At 30.8% G+C, this 19,702-nt stretch carries 13 protein-coding genes and 1 riboswitch; of the genes, 6 read left to right on the top strand and 7 right to left on the bottom strand.

The genetic code is table 11. The annotated features are described in order from the left end of the window. Positions 1-92: 92 nt before the first annotated feature. Positions 93-2,381: an ATP-dependent Clp protease ATP-binding subunit ClpA gene (clpA, locus tag C661_RS0119140; protein ID WP_017416953.1), complete on the bottom strand. Its 2,289-nt coding sequence runs from the start codon at positions 2,379-2,381 to the stop codon at positions 93-95. A 3-nt stretch (positions 2,382-2,384) separates the two neighbouring features. Beyond that, positions 2,385-2,684, bottom strand: a complete 300-nt coding sequence (locus tag C661_RS0119135; RefSeq protein ID WP_017416952.1) for an ATP-dependent Clp protease adaptor ClpS — start codon at positions 2,682-2,684, stop codon at positions 2,385-2,387. 272 nt (positions 2,685-2,956) lie between these two features. Here C661_RS0119135 and C661_RS24075 point away from each other — a divergent pair, with 272 nt between their 5' ends. Then, on the top strand, positions 2,957-3,106 hold the full coding sequence (locus tag C661_RS24075; RefSeq protein WP_017416951.1) for a hypothetical protein: 150 nt from the start codon (positions 2,957-2,959) through the stop codon (positions 3,104-3,106). A gap of 619 nt (positions 3,107-3,725) precedes the next feature. Next, positions 3,726-5,363: a hypothetical protein gene (locus C661_RS0119125; protein WP_017416950.1), complete on the top strand. Its 1,638-nt coding sequence runs from the start codon at positions 3,726-3,728 to the stop codon at positions 5,361-5,363. A gap of 149 nt (positions 5,364-5,512) precedes the next feature. Here C661_RS0119125 and C661_RS0119120 read toward each other — a convergent pair whose 3' ends face one another. After that, positions 5,513-6,658 (bottom strand): double-cubane-cluster-containing anaerobic reductase, encoded by a 1,146-nt coding sequence (locus tag C661_RS0119120; protein WP_017416949.1) that lies wholly within the window; start codon positions 6,656-6,658, stop codon positions 5,513-5,515. A gap of 149 nt (positions 6,659-6,807) precedes the next feature. Further along, entirely contained in the window at positions 6,808-7,566 is a 759-nt protein-coding gene (locus tag C661_RS0119115) for an acyl-CoA dehydratase activase (protein WP_017416948.1), read from the bottom strand. Positions 7,567-7,978: 412 nt separating this feature from the next. Next, positions 7,979-8,147, top strand: a riboswitch (cobalamin riboswitch). 388 nt (positions 8,148-8,535) lie between these two features. Between C661_RS0119115 and hemA the strand changes: the two genes are divergently transcribed. Both hemA and hemL read left to right on the top strand, forming a co-directional pair. Next, positions 8,536-9,771: a glutamyl-tRNA reductase gene (gene hemA / locus C661_RS0119105; protein ID WP_017416946.1), complete on the top strand. Its 1,236-nt coding sequence runs from the start codon at positions 8,536-8,538 to the stop codon at positions 9,769-9,771. Between the two features lie 36 nt (positions 9,772-9,807). Next, the gene (hemL, locus tag C661_RS0119100; protein ID WP_017416945.1) at positions 9,808-11,091 is read left to right on the top strand and encodes a glutamate-1-semialdehyde 2,1-aminomutase; all 1,284 of its coding nucleotides are present in this window, start codon (positions 9,808-9,810) and stop codon (positions 11,089-11,091) included. A 121-nt stretch (positions 11,092-11,212) separates the two neighbouring features. Here the strand turns inward: hemL and C661_RS0119095 are convergent, their stop codons facing one another. Together C661_RS0119095 and abc-f are read right to left on the bottom strand one after the other, a co-directional pair. Next, positions 11,213-11,647 carry a GNAT family N-acetyltransferase gene (locus C661_RS0119095; RefSeq protein WP_017416944.1) on the bottom strand — a complete coding sequence of 145 codons (435 nt, stop codon included), beginning with the start codon at positions 11,645-11,647 and terminating at the stop codon, positions 11,213-11,215. A 45-nt stretch (positions 11,648-11,692) separates the two neighbouring features. Continuing rightward, complete coding sequence (abc-f, locus tag C661_RS0119090) at positions 11,693-13,609, bottom strand: ribosomal protection-like ABC-F family protein (RefSeq protein ID WP_017416943.1); 1,917 nt, start codon at positions 13,607-13,609, stop codon at positions 11,693-11,695. 649 nt (positions 13,610-14,258) lie between these two features. Between abc-f and C661_RS0119085 the strand changes: the two genes are divergently transcribed. Both C661_RS0119085 and C661_RS0119080 read left to right on the top strand, forming a co-directional pair. Next, entirely contained in the window at positions 14,259-15,719 is a 1,461-nt protein-coding gene (locus C661_RS0119085; RefSeq protein WP_017416942.1) for an aminotransferase-like domain-containing protein, read from the top strand. A gap of 374 nt (positions 15,720-16,093) precedes the next feature. After that, positions 16,094-17,233 carry an alanine/ornithine racemase family PLP-dependent enzyme gene (locus tag C661_RS0119080; RefSeq protein ID WP_050551849.1) on the top strand — a complete coding sequence of 380 codons (1,140 nt, stop codon included), beginning with the start codon at positions 16,094-16,096 and terminating at the stop codon, positions 17,231-17,233. Positions 17,234-17,404: 171 nt separating this feature from the next. Here C661_RS0119080 and C661_RS0119075 read toward each other — a convergent pair whose 3' ends face one another. Then, complete coding sequence (locus C661_RS0119075) at positions 17,405-19,456, bottom strand: YgiQ family radical SAM protein (RefSeq protein ID WP_017416940.1); 2,052 nt, start codon at positions 19,454-19,456, stop codon at positions 17,405-17,407. Positions 19,457-19,702 lie beyond the last annotated feature (246 nt).

Raw genomic sequence — 19,702 nt, 5'->3', positions numbered from 1 at the left:
TTTAAGTGAATCTCAAAATTTAACTTCTTTACCCACCAATTCAAATATCTAAAGTTTCAGATATAAATAAAAGGTATTTTCATCTTACGAACCTATAAGTTACCCAATTGGAATTTACCATCATTCATGTTTATTTTGCAGTTACCACCCTTGCTTAGACTTCCAAATAATATTTCATCAACTAAAATAGACTTTAACTCAGAATTTATTACTCTTATAATTTCCCTAGCACCGAACTCTTTTGAACTCCCTTTTTGTGCTATATTTTGAACTACTTCCTGGTGAAATTCTACATTTACATTCTTCTTCAATAACAACTGTTTGAAATTCTCTAATTCTTTTATTGTTATATTAATTGCCATGGTTTTATCTATATGATTAAATACTACTACTTTATCTAATCTATTTCTAAATTCAGGAGAAAACACCTTATTAACTTCTTCCATTATAGCTTCTCCCTTAATTTCTCTATCTCCAAAGCCTATAATACTCTTACCAATGTTTTTCGCTCCTGCATTAGAAGTCATTATTATGATAACATTTCTAAAGTCTGCCTTCCTACCTTGATTATCCGTAAGAGTTGCATAATCCATAACCTGTAAAAGTATATTGAGTATATCACCGTGAGCCTTTTCAACCTCATCAAGAAGAAGCACACAGTTAGGTTTTTTTCTTATGGTATCAGTAAGAAGTCCCCCTTCTTCATAACCTACATACCCTGGTGGAGAACCTATTAGCTTAGATGCTGCATGTTTTTCCATGTACTCACTCATATCAAATCTCACTAAATCAATTCCTAAGTTTTTAGCTAAAGTTCTTGCAATTTCTGTTTTCCCTACTCCAGTAGGACCTACAAATAACATAGAAGCAACGGGCTTGTTATCATCTTTTAACCCTGCCCTAGACATTTTTATGCATCTTACTGCCTGCTCAATTGCCCTATCTTGACCAAATATACTTTTCTTTAGTTCATTTTCCATATTCTTAAGAGCTTCTATTTCATTTCCTTCTACTGTCTCTTGCGGAATATTACACACTTTAGCTATGGTTTTTTCTATTATATTTTCATCTATAATTGGAGTTTCCTCTTTCCTTTTCATAGCTGTTAAAGCTCCAGCTTCATCTATAATGTCCAGAGCTTTATCTGGTAGAAATCTATCATTAATATACTTATGACTTAAATTTACTGCGGCTATAATCCCCTCCTCTGTGAATTTTACCCCGTGATAGACCTCATAATGTTCCTTAAGCCCCTTTAAAATTTCAATTGTTTCCTCCACTGTAGGTTCATTTACTTGTATTGTTTGGAATCTTCTTATTAAGGCCTTGTCTTTTTCAAAATACTTTTTATATTCATCAAAGGTTGTAGCCCCAATAAATTTAATCCTTCCTTCTAGTAAATAAGGTTTTAATAGATTTGAAGCATCTAAAGAGCCATTGCCAAGAGAGCCAGCACCTACTATATTATGTATTTCATCAATATATACTATTGGGTTTTCATGATTTTTAATCTGGTGTAAAACCTTCTTTATTCTTTCTTCAAAATCTCCTCTATATTTTGTGCCAGCCAACATTGAACCTATATCTAAAGAAAAAATTTCTGCACCTTTCAGCTTACTTGGTACTTCACCTTCATTAATAAGCTTTGCAAGCCCTAAAATTATAGCAGTTTTTCCAACTCCAGGTTCCCCAACATGAATAGGATTATTTTTTGTTTTTCTACAAAGAATCTGAATTGTCCTATCTAAGATATCCTTTCTTCCAATAAGAGGCTCCTCTTCTTTTTCTCTTGCAAGGTCTGTTAAGTTTAAAGTATATTTTTCTATAAAAGATGTATTTTTTAACTTTCTTCCATTTACCTGCTCATAGCTTTCTTCAAAATCATCTTTCTCTAGATAACTCTCTTCTTCCCATGAGTTGTCATCACTAATTTCTTCTTCACTTAAATCTACTAGTTCTTCACTATTTCCGTGACATAGATTAAATAATAAAGTGCTTTTTTCAAGCCCTTGCTCTTTTAAATAATAAGCTGCGTAACTTTCTTCCAAATCATAAATTGCAGCCATGATATGTTCTATGCTTATATATTCATGACCACTGGCCATAGCTTGATTTGCAGATCTTATTATTACCTGCTGCATAGCAAAACTTTGTTGCGGTTCTACCCCCTCATTTTTTGATATATATTCATCAATATACCATTTAAGATTTTCCTTAAGCTTCTCTATACTACAGCCACAGTTCTCCAGTATCTGTGCAAACTCTTCATAGTCTAGAGCCTTGTATAAAGCATGCTCCGGTGTTAAGAATTCATCTCCACTGGCCTTTGCCATATCATAAGCATCTAATATTATGTCATTTACTAGCTTTTTTAATTTCATATCTTACTCCTCTTCCACAGAAAGCTTAAAAGGAAATCCCTGTTCCTTTGCAATAGTCATAGCTGTAGATGCCTTAGACACCGCAATGTCATAAGGATAAATTCCAGCTATTCCATTTCCTTTTTTGTGGACATCTATCATTATTTTATTTGCTTCTTCAATTTTTCTATTAAAAATATTAACTAATACGTCCACCACAAATTCCATAGTAGTAAAATCATCGTTATGCATTACTACCTTATATAGTTTAGGCTTCTTTATTTTAATTTTATTTTTTTCTTTAATATCTATATTACTCTCCACAAAATTCCCTCCTAAAACCTATTTAACATATTATATCAATTCTACCCTATTACTTACCAGTATGCTTTTACATTCTACAGTAAAAACTATTCTTATGATTACATTGAAATTAATTATAGCAAAACTTTTAAATCTAGGTTCTAAAATAAACTTTTTATTAACTATTTAAAAATATCATAAAAGCTTATATAGCCAAAATGCAACACTTTATCAGCTAATTCAACAATATAATTTCAAGTAATTATAATATCTATAAAAGGGGGCAATTAAAAATGACAAAATCCAGTTGTAATGAACGAAAAAAGAAATTAGCTAAACCAGACCCAACAAGTGATGGTTATAGCCGTTCTATGCTTAACAAAGCCAATGCTCACAGCCCTTATGGCAAAGATGAACCATCAACTCGCACAGAATTTAAGTAAGAACAAATATAAGGCATCTACCTAATTAGATGCCTTATAGCTTAATATTTATTCCTCTTTAATAATCTCTAAAAGCTTACTGTAGTATTCATCCTTATGAGTATACTTTCTATAGTTTTCATAATAGAAGGTATCTATATCTCCTCTTAATAGTGAAACATACAATTCCTTACTTTATTATCTGAAAAATTAAAATCCGTTATACAAGAGACTTCCAAAAATAACATAACCCCTATAAATACTAGCAGTACATAAAACTTAATCCTTTTATCTTAATAAAAATATACTCTCTTAATAATAACAGTTTTATTATTTTAACTGTCCACCATAAAGGGGGCATATCAGCCCTCTCCTAGTTAATTATTTTATTTTTTAGAAATTACTTTCCAATTTTGTAATTGCTTTGTATGTATTTTCTAAAAAGTAAAATTACCATAGAACAATTATTATAATTATCTTTGGATTATAAGCTGTAAAGATAGTTCCAAAGACACCTTTTCAATTATTAATAATGAGAATTTTAACCACTTGTATTTGGCAGTTTATATATATCTTATTTATAAATAGTTATTTATGTAATATAATGTAATTATATCATATTATGAGGGGGATAATATATATGAACAATAATAAATTTAAGTTAATCATATTATGCAGCATGTTTGGCGTAATGCTACTCCTAGGAGTTTTATCCTTTGGAGATTTTAAGTTTTCTCCTAAAGAAGGACTTTCTTATGAGGATAAGAAGAGAGATGCTAAATATTTGATAGACTTCTTAGAAAATACCTATCCATATTTTGAGGAAGTAAAAAAAGAAACTGGACAAGATATTCTTTCTAATAAAACTAAAATTATAAATTCTATAAGTAAAACCCCTTCGGATGAAGCCTTTTATGAAAGCATATCAAACCTACTATTAAAGTTTTCTTATGGAAATACTCAACTATCTTATAACTTAGATAGCTTTGGTGATAGCTTTACTTATATGAATGAGGATATAAATTATAAGAAAACCACGTCCTTAGCAACTTCAGAAAAGTGGAAACCTATTAATGAGAACTACTGGAAAAAGGTCGTCTTCCCTACTAATATAAATTTTCTTTATATTAATGGTGAATATTATGTAAGTGCTACCCAAAATCCAGAAGTACATGTGGGGGATAAATTAATTAAAGCTGAGGGAATACCCATAGATAAGTATGTAGAAAAGATGCCTTCTCACAAGTTTCTTAAAGCCTATGACCCTACTTACGAAAAATATGTTTCTCACTACAATCTAAACTCTATTAAAAATAAGGAATCAAATATTAAAGTTACATTACTAAATGCTTCTAATGAAGAAAAGGTAGTTGATATGCTTCCGTTTGATGAGAACAAGCCTTTTTCAGAAGATGGATTTAGCTCTTTAAGAAATTCTAATAGCTATAGTGAAATAGTAGATGAAAAAGAGTTAGAAAAGATAAAACTTGTTAACAGTTTTGAAGATGGTAAACTTCTTGCATTAAACCTATCTGCATATGTAGATATTAATAAAAACTATAGAAACAACAAAAAAAATAAAGAAGAATTATTTTCTCTCATTAATTCTAGCGACACTTTAGTTTTAGATTTTCGTGGTGGCACTGATTTAGATTTTTCAATTGAAATTTTAGATTATATATTACCAAAGGATATAGAGCATTATAACTATAAGATTTTTAAAAAAGGTAAAGTAAATGATAAATATATTGAAGCCTTAAGAAGTAAATTAAATCCTTATATCCAAGAAGTTACTTCTCCTATTGACAGTTTAGAAAAAGCTTATCCTTTATCTAAGTACTATATTTTTAAAGAGCAAATCTTGAAAATCAATGGTGAAAATAAGTATAATGGGAAAGTTTTTGCACTTCATGATGGCTCAGTATACTCGGATAAAATTATCGAATTACTTAGTGAAGTTACTGAAAATAGTCTAGCTACTGTTATTTCCAATGTTAAACTTTACTCAAGGGACTTAAACTACGACTCTATGATATCTTTTACCCTTCCAAACTCCAACTTAACAATACAAACTAATAGTGGCAAAAGAGTTGATATCAATGGTGATTTTATTGGTAATAAAGTTGTTACGCCCCAAGTTTTAATTACCAAAGATATAAAACCTATTTTAGATGATTTAAGAAATGGAAAAGGTGTCAACTGGGATTTAGCGTTTAAGGATAGATATGGTAGTAAAGATGAATATTTTAATGAGGTTCTAAAACAGTATAAAAAATAAGACCCGCTTTCTCAGCGAGTCTTATTTGTATTTCAAGTTATTATATGATTCATATTATAAATCTTTAAGTGTAAGTATCTATATTGATGTATCTAATAATGTATTGATTAATATTCAATACAAATCTCACAATTATAAAACTTGCTAAACTACATCATTTCTATAAATGCTTCAATTCTTGTTTTAATTTGTCCTACATCAGATGGTGAATAGTTTGTTTCTATATTTAAATAAGGTTTTCCCTTTTCTTTGTTTACAAATTCTTTTACACTAAAGCTTTCTACTGCATAAGTATGACAAGCTTGTAGGGTTATATCAACTACTCCATCCACACTGTATTCGTCAATTAATTGGTCTAAGAAGTCTAATCTTCCAGTATTTGGTGACATAACTGAGCATGGAACACTCAAATATTTTTCTGCAAGAGCATCTATTGGATCAATATCCTCTCTAACAAGTTTATGTTTTTCTTTTATTCCAGTGCAGTTTTCTAAACAAACAACTACTCCACCACATTCTTCAATGGTTTTAATTACTTTATCTAAAACCCCACCACTTGGACATCCAGTAATTAATATTCTCTTAGCATCTTTATTTACTGGACTTTCTCCTCTTGCATATTTTTCTTTAAGATCTTTAATCATTTCTGTGAATTGCTCAGCTTGAAGCTTCTTATCCATACTAAAGTTTGAACCATCTATAACCTTGTGTAAATCATAACCCCAAAGTGCAGGTGGATTTAACTTAGATAAAGAATAAAACTCTTTTAATAATTCTCTCTCATTATTTCTAATTCTTATTGCTTCCTTAATTTTCTCCTCTGTTATTTCCACATCAAAATCTTTTTCTAATCTTTCTTTAAGCTTTATAATTTCAGCTTTCCATAATTCTAAAGAAGTTTTGTCCTGTGAATTTTGAGGAAGCTGCATAACATGCATATTCTTTTTTTGTCCTAAAAGTTCGTACATTTTTTTCTTTCCATCACAAGTAGTTTCCCCTACTAGCATGTCTGAAAAATAAATATATGGACATTTATCTGTGATTGCAAAGCCATAAGAAGATTTAATTAAAGGACATAAATTTTTAGGAAGATGTTGTTCTGCCTCTTCTGTAGTTTCATCACTCATTCCGCAAACAGATATTGGAATTGCTCCAGCTGCATAAATTACTTCCCATGGTGTGAAAGTACAAAAGGTTCCTACTATTTTCTTTCCTTCATCCTTAGCATTTTTCACTTTAATAAAACCATTTCTTCTTGCTTCTGCAAAGGTTTCAAAGTTTTTTGGCATATTCATTATTAATCCACCCCATCTAATATAATTTAAACTATGTTTAGAAATATATTGTTAATCTAGCGTACTACTTAAATTTTTAAGAAAGATTAGCACACCACTATTACCTTAAAAATAAATTAGCATATTTATTGAATACAAAACTGAAATTTCTATTTTATATTACTTGCAATTAAAGCTGCTCCTATAGCACCAGCATATCTTCCTAGTGGAGAGGATATAACCTCAGCATTAAGTTTTTCACTTAAAAATCCTAAGATAACTTGATTTTCACATAATCCACCAGTTAAAAAGTATTTCTTATCTTTGCTGTGCCTTTGGCATAGGGAAACGACTTTACTACATACTGAGTTTAATACAGCATAGGCAATGTTTTCTCTTGGCACTCCTTGTCCTATTAAACTTATAACTTCTGACTCTGCAAATACAGTGCACATGGAGCTTATAGTGACATCTCCCCCATTTTTAGCTAAATCTGATAGTTCCTCTATAGTTACACCCATTCTATTAGCCATAACCTCAATAAATTTTCCAGTACCAGCAGAGCACTTATCATTCATGATAAAGTCCTTAACCATACCTTCCTCTATTGATATTACTTTTGTATCTTGTCCTCCAACATCTATGATTGTGCCCCCAGCTTTGAAGATATAGGCAGCACCCTTTCCATGACAGGTAATTTCCGTAACAGATTTATTAGCATAAGGAACGGAAACCCTTCCATAGCCTGTGGCTACAATTTTGCTATTGGTCTCATTAACCCCAAGTTTTTTCAAACTTTCTAAAATTCCTTTGGCTGTTTCTAAGCTACTCCATCCTGTAGGACAAAGCATTTTTTCTATTAGTTTTTCATTTTTAAAAACTGCCACCTTACAGCTAGTTGATCCTATATCAATTCCTACAGAATACATTGCCATTCCTCCTATAGCCAACTCTATTATGTAAATACTAGGTTTTATTTATCTATTGGAAATAAAAATAACAGATAATATTTTATTTCTGTTTTTTTATCTGTGTAAATATATTAGAATTTTTATAAAACATACTCTTTTTCCATTGTTTCAAATTTAAATTATTTTTTCCATAAATATTAAAAACTTATATAAGTGTTACGACTTGTATTTGAAAAAGTAATACTAAAATATAAAAGATTATTTTTTTATTTGTAGCACAAGTGATTTTTAAAATTATAAGTAAAAGTACTTTATCTGAATTAAATTGATTCCTTAAGGCTTTTTAAACAATAGTTTTCCCCTTGACTTTCTGTTAGTTTTATTAAATTTACTTGCCAATTTAACAGAATTAGTGTTAAAATAGATTGAATTGAATATAGTTGTTTATGGTACACATTTGTTTAATAGGGAAAGTGGTAATTCCACTGCAGCCCCCGCTACTGTAACGAGGACAAATCTTAGACCACTGAATTTATTTTGGGAAGGTAAGATAAGGATGATTCGCAAGCCAGGAGACCTGCCATAAATTTGCTAACTCTTCGGTGGGAAGAAAACTGGCAGGAAACACTTTATTATTTTTCTGTTGAATATATTTGTGCCTTTTTACTCACTTTAAGAAGTGAGTTTTTATTTTTTGCAAATTTTATTAACTATTTTGCAAACTATATTATAAACACAGTGATTAAATTAATAGCTTAAAAGTATGGCGTTGTAAATAGATTATTCACCAAAACAGGTGTTACCTAGGCACGTATGTAGAAGCCTTATTTAAGATATTAATTTCATCTGTATAGAATGCAATTAATAAAACAAATAATTTTTTTAGTTTGCATTCTCATTAAAAACAAATTGCTTACAATTAGAGAACCTGTACATACCTTGTACTGCAGCTTGTATTTTAAATAATATTTTTAGGAGTTAATTTATATGATTCATTTAATTGGAATTGGAAAAGACGTGGATTTAACCATAAGAAGTGCTCTCTCTATAGATACTTTCAGCTTGAGAGATAAATTATTACTTTTAGGAGAGTTTTCTGAAGAGGTTGTAATTATAAGTACGTGCAATAGAACAGAAGTATATTTAAATTCTTCACTCAGTGAAGATAACCTGTTAAATAAAGTTTTCACTACGCTAAATTGGCCAACAGAATATAAATCTTTTATTTTTTATTGTAATGAGAAAACTGCTGCATCACACCTTTTTGAAGTTAGTTGTGGTTTTCACTCAAAAATTCTTGGAGAAGACCAGATTTTAGGTCAAATAAGATCAGCCTATGAAGATAGTTGCTCACTGCAATTAGTTAAGGGTGATCTAATGAAACTTTTTCAACTAGCTATTGCTTGTGGTAAAGAGTTTAAAACCACTACTATGCTCTATAAAATGCCAGTATCCTACTCATCAATAGCTGTTAAAAAAGCTCTATCTGAAAATAAAAAGAATTTTTTAATTGTAGGTTTTGGAAATATGGCTAGTTTATGCCTAAACTATCTACTTTCCAATTTGAAATCTGTTGATAATATTTATATCGCTGTAAGAAATTTAACCAAAACCCTAGAAACTGACTTTGTTAAGAGTAATATAGAACACTTAGAAAGTGGAAAAATAAAAATAGTTTCCCTAGATTTAATGAGAAATTATTACGATGAAGTAGATACTATTATTTGTTGCACGGCATCACCTACTCCTGTGGTTTTGGAGAAAGATCTTCCAAAGAAAGATTTGTTAATCTTTGACTTATCCTTGCCTATAAATGTTGAAGCAAGTGTAAAAAACATAGAGGCTATAACTTTATATAATATTGATGTTCTGCATTTAATGGATGAGGAAAATAAAGCTTTGCGAAAAGAAGTTATGGAAAACCATAGAACTGTTATTTATAAATATCTAAATAAATTTTATGAATACCAAAAGTTCAAGAAAATAAATAGCAAAATAATTAGTTTGAAGGTAATTGGAAATCAAGTGTCAGAAAAGCGGTATAAAGTTTATGAAAACAAAAAACATACTAAGGATAACAATGCTTTGGTAAAAACTCTTTTGCAAAGCACTAGTAACTCTTATATTAATAAAGCTATTGAGGTACTTAAGGAAGAAACTTATAAAGGAAATGAAGAAATCGCATTATCCATTATAGAAAAAATTTTTGGAAGCTGTGAATAATCATAAAGAAAACTAACTATTGCAAGGAGGATTATAATGAACAACTACTCAATTTTTGAAGAAAGCAAAAAATACATTCCTGGCGGAGTAAATAGTCCAGTGAGAGCTTATAAAGATATGGGGATTACACCTCCAGTTATTTCAAGTGGCTCAGGTGCTTTAATATTTGATGAGGATGGAAATCAGTACATAGATTTTGTTGGAGCATGGGGCCCAATGATTTTGGGACATTGTGACAAGGATGTAGTAGAAGCTATTACCTCAACTGCTTCCAAAGCGCTAGCCTTTGGCGCTCCTACTAAACTTGAATTGGAACTTGCTAAATTAATTTGTACAACTACAGACATTGATCTTATTCGAATGGTGAATTCTGGGACTGAAGCTACGATGAGTGCTGTAAAGTTAGCAAGAGGATATACAGGTAAAAACAAAATTGTGAAATTTGCTGGCTGTTATCATGGACACTACGAAGGTTTTCTTGTAAGTGCTGGATCTGGTGTTATGACAGAAGGCATACCAGGAAGTGCTGGAATTCCTCAAGATCATGTAAAAAACACAATCATTGCACAGTACAACGATTGCCAAAGTATAGAAGAAATATTTAAAGTTCATGGTGACGATATTGCTTGTGTAATCATCGAACCAGTAGCTGGAAATATGGGAGTAATAAAAGCAAAGGATGAATTCATGGATAAACTTCACAGTCTTTGTGTAAAGCATAATTCCTTAATAATTTTTGATGAAGTAATGTGTGGCTTTAGAGTTGCTTATAAAGGCGCACAAACCCTGTTTAAATTCAAGCCTGACCTTGTAACCTATGGTAAAATTATTGGTGGTGGGCTTCCTTGCGGTGCTTATGGTGGAAGAAAAGAAATAATGGAGATGCTCTCTCCAATGGGGCCAGTTTATCAAGCTGGAACAATGTCTGGTAACCCACTAGTAATGGCTGCTGGAATAGCAACACTTAAGAAACTTCATCTGGACTCTAAAAACTATGATAAATTAAACGATTTAGGAAAACTTTTAGAGGATGGAATAATTAAAATTGCTGAGAGTAATAAACTTCCTGTGAAGGTTAATAGAGTTGGTGCTATGCTAACTATTTTCTTCACAGATTTATCAGAGGTTAGCAATTATGATGACGCACAAAAATGCAATGTAGACATGTTTAAAAAATACTTTAAACATATGCTTTCAAGTGGGTTTAATCTGCCACCATCCCAGTTCGAGGCTTTATTTTTATCTTTAGCTCATACTGAAGAGCATATCCACAAATTTTTGGAGGCTTTTCAAGGTTTTTGCTCTAAATTCTCACTATAAAACTTAAATATCTAAAGTTTTAAATAAAAAGCTATAGGAATTCCAGCAATACAAAAGTATTATTGCTGAATTCCTATAGCTTTTATTTACATTTCCAACTTATCAAAATATTGGTTTTCATCTACCGCCTACTAGAAGGCTTAAGTGCTTTCCTAAAAAAGTATTGACTGTATCCATTAATGCACTTTTCTAAAGTTCCAAATAATTCATAGTTCATTCTCTTATAAAATTCTGGACCTTGAAACTCAAAAGTGTTAAGCCAAATAACCACACATCCACTTCTTTCTGCAACATCTTCTAGATGATTTACTAATACTCTTCCCAAGCCCTTTCCTCTTTTATCTTCATCAACCCATAAAAAATCTATAGTCATACACTCATTATCCTTTGATGCTATAATTCCACCAATAATTTTCCCTTTATGGTCTTTTAAGCAAAATTTAAATTCCTGAAAATGTGTTATAAACTTAATATTATGTTCTATCAACTTTTCATGTATATAAGTTGCTTCTTCTTCATTACAATCTAAAACTAAATCTAATCTATCACTATCCAATAATATCTCCCCCTAAGTCAAACATATTGATTAAATCAGTTAAGTTTAGTTATTGCTTTCTTTATTTTCATCATTATAAGTAATCCAAATTTCAATGGCTTCATCTAATTTATTTTTCAATTCACTCTTTTTAATAAACAACTTATTTAATTCAGTGTAATCTTCTGCAGCTAAGTTCATTTTATCATCCATATCTTTAATTTCTGCCTCTAAATCCGCTATTGTGTCTTCTAATTTCCATATTTCCTTTTCTCGTTTTTTTGTTTCGTCTATTACCCTTACTTTTTGTGGTTTTTCCTTAACTATTTTTTGCTGCTCAGTTACCTGAACTCTTAATTTATTCTTTTCATTTTTGTAATATTCATAGTTTCCAATGTAGTTTTTAAACTGCTTATTCTCTACTGCAATTATTCTGTTAGCCATTTTATTTATAAAATACCTATCATGGGATATAAATAATATGGTTCCTTTAAAATCTTCTAATGCTGCTTCCAGAGCTTCTATAGATTCAATATCCAGATGATTTGTGGGCTCATCTAGGATTAGGAAATTTATGTCTTCATACAAAAGTTTACTTAACTTTAGTCTAACTTTTTCACCTCCAGATAAATGCTTTACCTTTTTGAAGACACTGGAGCCATAGAACATAAACTTTGATAAATATTCCCTAGCCTTCCCCTCAAGGATCATAACATCTTCTCTGAAACATTCGACAACTGTTAATTCTTCATTGCTAAACTGGATATTTTGTGGTAAATATGCTAATTTTACACTTTCTCCAATTTTCACTGAACCCTCATCGCTAACCTCCTCACCAAGAACTATCTTTAAAAATGTAGTTTTACCGCTTCCATTTGCCCCAATAAGTGCAGTTCTTTCTCCATAGCTAACTAGTAAGTCTAGATTTGTGAAAAGTTCTTTGTCTTTGTATCTTTTTGACATGGCCTTAGCTACAATAACCTCATTTCCTGATCTACCTGTTTCTTTAAAATTCAGTTTCATTGTCTCATTTTCAAGCCTAGGCTTTTGAATTTTTTGCATTTTATCTAATCTAATTTGTATACTAGCAGCCCTTTTGAAGAATTTATTATTATCAGCTCTTATAGCCCAATCTCTTAATTCTTTTATGGCCTTTTCCATTGCTTTAATTTGTTTTTGCTGTTCTTTAAATTGTTGGAATTGTAAAAGCATATTTTCTTCCTTTTGTTTTACAAACTCCGAATAATTTCCTTTATAAGTTTCACACTCCATATCTTCTATCTCAATAATTTTTGTTGTTACATTATCTAAAAAGTATCTATCATGAGATACTATAATAACTATTCCTCTATAGGTTTTTAGGAAGCTTTCTAGCCATTCAATTGACTCCATATCAAGATGGTTTGTAGGTTCATCTAAAAGCAATATATCAGGATTTTCTAATAGGATTTTTCCCAGCATTACAATAGTTTTTTCTCCTCCGCTGAGTATATCAAAATCTTTACTAAGAAAGCTTGGGCTAAAATTTAACCCACTACATACCTTGCTAAGCTTCTCATTCTTTTCATATCCTCCTTTAATTTCATATTGTTGTTGTATTTCTCCATACCTCTTTAAGGCCTTTTCCAAGTCTATCTCTTCTAAATCCTTCATTTGTTCTTCCATCAATTTCATCTGTGCCTCAAGTCCTTCAATTTCTTTGAAAGCCAAATTTAAAACTTCTTCTACTTTAACATTTTCAAGAAATATTGGAACCTGCTGAAGATATCCTACGGTCTTTCCTCTAGGCATAGAAATACAGCCCTTATCATCTCTTGTCATAGGCTCAACACCAGCAATTATCTTTAAAATTGTGGTTTTCCCGCTACCATTTACCCCAACTATTCCTACTCTTTCATTATCATATATATTAAAAGATATATCTTTAAGTACTAAAGTAGCATCTAGATACTTCATTACATTATTAAATGATAATTCCATCATAACAAAATCCCTCATTTCAACATTTTCATAAAATATAATCGCTAACTAATTCTTTACTTTTTAACTAATTAATAAGTAAAAAGACTATAAGAAGACAAATCTCCTTATAGTCTAAAACAATTCATAAAACTCTTATAATAAGATAAATCCAATGAATATTCCTAGGTATTTCTAAGAATTTTTAGGAACATTCTTTATCGAAATTATAATTTAATTTTAATAGTTTAGTAGTATAAGTTATCCTCCAAATTGCCAACATCTTAAAAGAGCACTATAAATAATCCTAACCATATGTTATGACATAAGGCCCTCTTAAAAATAATCATTAACTTTTGAAAAAATTAATTTTAATTAGCAATTTGCTGGTATCATAACATATACCCCTTTCAGTAATATTCTCTTACAATTATACCACATTATTACATTAGTGCAATATTCTATTTTTTCTAATACATTATAACACTGATAATTTATAGTTATACTAGAATATTGTCTATAGGGTTTAAAGATGATATTTTTAAATTGGTTTTCATAGTTACATCTCATCATATTATTTACTCATTGTATTTACTAAATATATTCATTACAATTAGTGTATGAATTTTTCTGTAAAATTTATTTTATTTCGATAAGGAGAATTTGATAAATTATGTTAAATTTAGACTGGAAACCTAATAAAGCCTCTTCAAAAGCACTTTACTTACAAATAGCCGATTACATCAAATTTAAAATTAGTACCGCCGAATGGCCTGTGGGGTTTGTTATTCCTCCTCAACGTGAGTTATCAAAGCTTTTTAATGTAAATAGAAGCACTTTAGTTTCAGCTTTAGATGAATTAAAGGCTGAAGGTCTGCTAGAGGGAAATGGTAAAGGTGGTACAAAAATAATAAATAATATATCTCAACTTTTAAATAATATACAGCCCAATTGGCAATCTTACATAGAGGAAGGCATTCATATGCCTAATTTTAAGACTATTAAGCAAATTAACGACTTAGAATTCAAAAGTGACTATATTAGATTAAGTACAGGAGAAGCTTCTCCTGAAATGTTTCCACAAGAGAAAATGTCTGTAGTTTTAAATGAAGTTACTAAATCAATGAAAAACTTAGGTTATGAAGGCCCTAAAGGCATGTTATATCTTAGAGAACAAATTAGTAAGTATTTGAATACTTTTGGCATTAAAGCGCCTGCATCTTCTATATTAATCGTTTCTGGTGCTCTTCAAGCAATTCAACTAATTACTATAGGGTTGTTACAGCAAGGAGCCACAGTATTTTTAGAGGACCCTTCCTACATGTATTCTCTCCAAACATTTCAATCCTTAGGTATGAGGAGGAGTGGCATTCCAATTGATGAGGAAGGAATTAAAGCTTCACTAATTCCAGAGTATAAAAAGAAAAATAATTCTTCCATTTTATATACCATACCAAACTTCCAAAACCCAACTGGAACTGTTATGTCACAAAACAGAAGACAGGAGTTAATGAAAGTATGTCAAAAAGAAAAGCTCCCAATTATTGAAGATGATGTGTATAGAGAATTATGGATTGACACCCCACCACCTAAACCAATAAAAAGTATAGACAAAACAGGGCTTGTTCTATATGTGGGAAGTGTTTCAAAAACCTTAAGCCCTGGATTAAGAATTGGATGGATTGTTGGTCCTGAACCAGTTATTGAAAGATTAAGTGATATTAAAATGCAAACGGACTATGGTTCTAGCTCCCTATCCCAACTCACTGTAGCTAAATGGATAGAAACAGGTCTATATTTTGACCATATAGAAACCTTAAGAAAACAGCTTTCTCTGAGAAGGCAAGTAACCCTTGAGGTTTTACAAAAGTACTTTTCTGAAATAGCTACTTGGAATATTCCTTCAGGAGGATATTATGTGTGGGTTACACTAAAATACAAAATAGGAATGTATAAACTTTTTAATGAGGCTTGCAGAATAGGAATTTTGTTATATCCAGGTTATATATATGACTCCAATTTTAATTATTCTCTAAGAATTTCTTATTCCTATGCTCCCATAGAGGAATTGCAGCAAGGATTGTATAAGCTATCAAAGTTAATAAAAAAATTAATAAACTCTAAAGATACCTAATAATTATGAGTTTATTTTATTAATGCCTAAAAAGGCATATTAAACTTTATAGCCTTCACACTTGATTCAAGGATTTTTCTAAATTATAACTTTCCTCAACCATAAACTTATTTTCAAGTTTATGGTTTTTTATTTTTATAATTTGAAGCCTTCAGAGTCCAAACACGTTGACCTCTTGATAATAAAAGCTTCTGTTATAGTTACATTTCTTTAGACTTAAATAACCAGAACTCTAATATATTCCTCATAGATACCTTAGTCCAACTTTTGGTTGGTATTATTTTATTTAATATGGATGGAGATGTAGTGTTTGAATTTTCTTATAATATACTCATCAGAGGGGATTAAGTATGTTAACTCAAGGGGGATTAAGTATGTTTCAAGTAGCTTCAAAAGAATTGTTAAAAGAAAAAGAAATCGAGTCTAGTACAAGTTATCCACTATTAGAAGTAAATCTTACAAAAGTTTATGAGAATGCAAAATATACTGTGGATTTATGTAATTCTGTAGGTATTAATGTTGCTGGTGTTGTTAAAGGCTTTAATGCACTACCACCAGTGGTAGAAGAATTTATAAAAGCTGGGTGCCAGTATATAGCTCACTCAAGAATGGATCAAATAATCAAATTAAGGCAGCAAGGTTATAACATTCCTATGATGCTTATTCGTGTTCCTATGCTAAGTGAAATAGAAAATTTGGTTAAATATGTGGACATAAGCTTAAATTCTGAATTAGAAACTCTCAATAAAATTCAAAGGCAATGTGAATTGCAGAATAAAACTCACAAGGTAATACTTATGGTAGATTTAGGCGATTTAAGAGAAGGTTTATTTAATGAAGATGAAATAGTTCAGCTAGCACTTTATGTAGAAAATCACCTTAAAGACGTTAAGCTTTATGGTATTGGTACAAACTTAGGTTGTTACGGGTCGATTAAGCCAACAGAAATAAATCTAGGAAAACTATGTAGTATTGCTGAAACTATTGAATCAAAAATAAATAGAAAACTAGACATAATCTCTGGTGGTGCCACTTCTTCTTTAACAGTTATAATGGATGGTAAAATGCCCAAAAGAGTAAATAACTTACGACTTGGGGAAGGAATTTTAAATGCCAGAGATTTAGATGATTTTTGGCAATATGACATGAGTAAATTCCATAAAGATGCCTTCCTATTAAAAGCAGAAATAGTGGAGATAAAGCAAAAACCCTCACATCCAGTAGGTGAAATTTTTATAGATGCTTTTGGTAATAAACCAACCTATGAAGATAGAGGTATTCGTAAAAGAGCATTATTAGCTGTTGGTAAGCAGGATTTTGCTTTTCAACACAGCTTACTTCCACGAACTAAAGGTATAGAGGTAATAGGCAGTAGTAGCGACCATCTTATTATTGATATTGAAAATTGCAGTGAAAATTTAAAGGTTGGAGATATTCTTACCTTCGACATATATTATCCTAATATGCTTTATTTAAGCGGTTCTACTGGCATAAATAAAGTTTTCGTAAAATAATTTTAATTTAGTAAGATTTAATTTATCCATTTTCGGTTTAAACAAAAACTTAATAAAAAGATTTTTAAGATTTTAAAGGGTCTGTCTCATAATGCATAAAAATGCAATGTGAGAAGACCCTTATTTGTACTATAATAAAGCTTGTCTAAATTTATCAAAAACAACTTCTAATTATCTTCTCGTAACCTTTCTTCCTTCAATATGCTTACTTGGTCTATTGCTTTTTTTCCCTAAGCCTTCTTTAATGAAACTTTTTTCTTTTTTATTTCCTGCTTTTGTTTTATTATTTGTGGTTTTATCTTTAGATCCTTTTAATTTACCCTTCTCTTTGCCATATTCACTTTTACATGAGGTTTGATTTTTTTCACAGTTTCTTATATTTCTTAAACTATCTTTATTACCCTCTCTTTTAACTCCATCTTTCTTTGCTCTTGGCTTAATTAAACAATTAGGCCCAAATCCGATTAGATCTTCTCTTCCTGCTTCAACTAACGCAGAATACACTAAATCATATTTCATTGGGTCCTTATACTGAAGCAGGGCTCTTTGCATTGCCTTCTCATGCCTAGTCTTAGGGATATGAACCTCCTCCAAAGTCAAAGGATCTAACCCCGTATAAAACATTGTGGTAGAAAGTGTTCCTGGTGTTGGATAAAAATCCTGAACTTGCTCCGGCTGATATTTAATATCTCTCAAATACTCTGCTAGCTCTACAGCATCTTTTACAGTGCATCCTGGATGACTAGACATTAAATAAGGGACAATATACTGCTTCTTACCCATTTCGCAATTTATTTTATAAAACTTATCCATAAACTTATCATAAGTTTTTCCTGCTGGCTTACCCATAAATTTTAGAACCACAGGAGAAACGTGTTCTGGTGCAACCTTTAATTTTCCACTTACATGATATTTAATAAGCTCTTTAAAAAATGTATCTTTATTATCTGCCATCATATAATCATATCTTAACCCTGATCTTACAAATACCTTTTTAATTCCCGGTAATTCTCTTACATTCTTAAGGATTTCAAGATACTCAATATGATCCACATCTAAATTCTTACAGGGGCTTGGATACAAACATTGTTTATCCTTGCAAGCACCAACCTTTAATTGCTTTTTACATGCAGGATATCTAAAGTTTGCTGTGGGACCTCCCACATCATGAATATATCCTTTAAACTCTTTAAACTTTGTAATTTCTTTCGCTTCTTCTACAATTGAATCTTGGCTTCTACTTTGCACAATTCTCCCCTGATGGAAGGTTATAGCACAAAAGGCACAACTTCCAAAACATCCTCTCGAACTAACTATACTAAATTTCACTTCTTCAATAGCTGGTATTCCACCTAACTCCTCATATTCAGGATGATAGTTTTTTTCATAGGGCAAAGCATATACCTTATCCAGTTCTTCTCTGGTAAGCGGTAATTCAGGTTTGTTTTGAACTAAATATCCACTAGTATGTTTTTGAACAACGGTCTTGCCCCTAACTGGGTCTTGCTCATCATACTGTATTTTAAAAGCCTGTGCATATTTTATTTTTTCTTTACAAACTTCTTTATAAGAAGGTATTTCCATATAGTTTTCAACTTCATCCAAGTTTTCTGCTATATAGCAAGTACCTGGTATATTAGTAATTTGCTTTATAGGTTCACCTTCACTTAACCTTTTAGCTACCTCTACAACTTGTTTTTCACTCATTCCATAGATCAATAGATCTGCTCCACTATCAACTAGCATAGATTTTCGAACCTTGTCACTCCAAAAATCATAGTGAGCAAAACGTCTTAAACTGGCTTCTATTCCCCCTATTATAAGGGGAACACCTTTAAAGGCTTCTCGAATTTTATTACAATATACAATAGTTGCTCTATCTGGCCTTAAACCCATCTGTCCACCAGGTGAATACATATCTTTATCTCTTAACTTCTTGCTAACAGTATAATGATTTACCATAGAATCCATGTTACCCGAGTTAACTAGAAATCCTAATCTTGGTGCTCCTAACTTTTTAAAATCTTCTGTGTCCTTCCAGCTAGGTTGAGCAATTATACCAACCTTATATCCTTCATTCTCTAAAACTCTCGAAATTATTGCAGCTCCAAAACTGTGATGATCCACGTAGGCATCACCAGTTACTAAGATAAAGTCCAGTTGCTCCCAACCTCTTTCCAATATATCTTCCTTACTCATTGGTAAAAATCTATTACTCACCATAGTTCCCCCATTTTTCTTATATATTTAACTTTGATAATATTCTACAGAGATTTTTTTGAATCAGGTTTATATTATATCATTTTTCGACATAAATTTCTTTATAAATGTTTTTATTATTTTATATAAGAAAATTCAAATTGCGAATTTTAATAACTTTCATCAATGTACATTATGATTTAAAATCTTCCAAATTATAACTGGTGATGGTGGTGAAAAGCTTTAAAATAAATATAAGGATAAAAAAGG

Source organism: Clostridium tunisiense TJ (assembly GCF_000300195.1).
In the GTDB taxonomy this organism is placed as follows: Bacteria; Bacillota; Clostridia; order Clostridiales; family Clostridiaceae; genus Clostridium_J; species Clostridium_J tunisiense.
This window is presented reverse-complemented; position numbering and strand designations above follow the sequence as displayed.

What these genes read in the sequence shown, in the direction of transcription:
- clpA (WP_017416953.1), bottom strand. Translation starts at nt 2,381, where the DNA reads ATGAAATTAAAAAAGCTAGTAAATGACATAATATTAGATGCTTATGAT.
- C661_RS24075 (WP_017416951.1), top strand. Translation starts at nt 2,957, where the DNA reads ATGACAAAATCCAGTTGTAATGAACGAAAAAAGAAATTAGCTAAACCA.
- C661_RS0119125 (WP_017416950.1), top strand. Translation starts at nt 3,726, where the DNA reads ATGAACAATAATAAATTTAAGTTAATCATATTATGCAGCATGTTTGGC.
- C661_RS0119120 (WP_017416949.1), bottom strand. Translation starts at nt 6,658, where the DNA reads ATGAATATGCCAAAAAACTTTGAAACCTTTGCAGAAGCAAGAAGAAAT.
- C661_RS0119115 (WP_017416948.1), bottom strand. Translation starts at nt 7,566, where the DNA reads ATGTATTCTGTAGGAATTGATATAGGATCAACTAGCTGTAAGGTGGCA.
- hemA (WP_017416946.1), top strand. Translation starts at nt 8,536, where the DNA reads ATGATTCATTTAATTGGAATTGGAAAAGACGTGGATTTAACCATAAGA.
- hemL (WP_017416945.1), top strand. Translation starts at nt 9,808, where the DNA reads ATGAACAACTACTCAATTTTTGAAGAAAGCAAAAAATACATTCCTGGC.
- abc-f (WP_017416943.1), bottom strand. Translation starts at nt 13,609, where the DNA reads ATGATGGAATTATCATTTAATAATGTAATGAAGTATCTAGATGCTACT.
- C661_RS0119085 (WP_017416942.1), top strand. Translation starts at nt 14,259, where the DNA reads ATGTTAAATTTAGACTGGAAACCTAATAAAGCCTCTTCAAAAGCACTT.
- C661_RS0119080 (WP_050551849.1), top strand. Translation starts at nt 16,094, where the DNA reads ATGTTTCAAGTAGCTTCAAAAGAATTGTTAAAAGAAAAAGAAATCGAG.
- C661_RS0119075 (WP_017416940.1), bottom strand. Translation starts at nt 19,456, where the DNA reads ATGGTGAGTAATAGATTTTTACCAATGAGTAAGGAAGATATATTGGAA.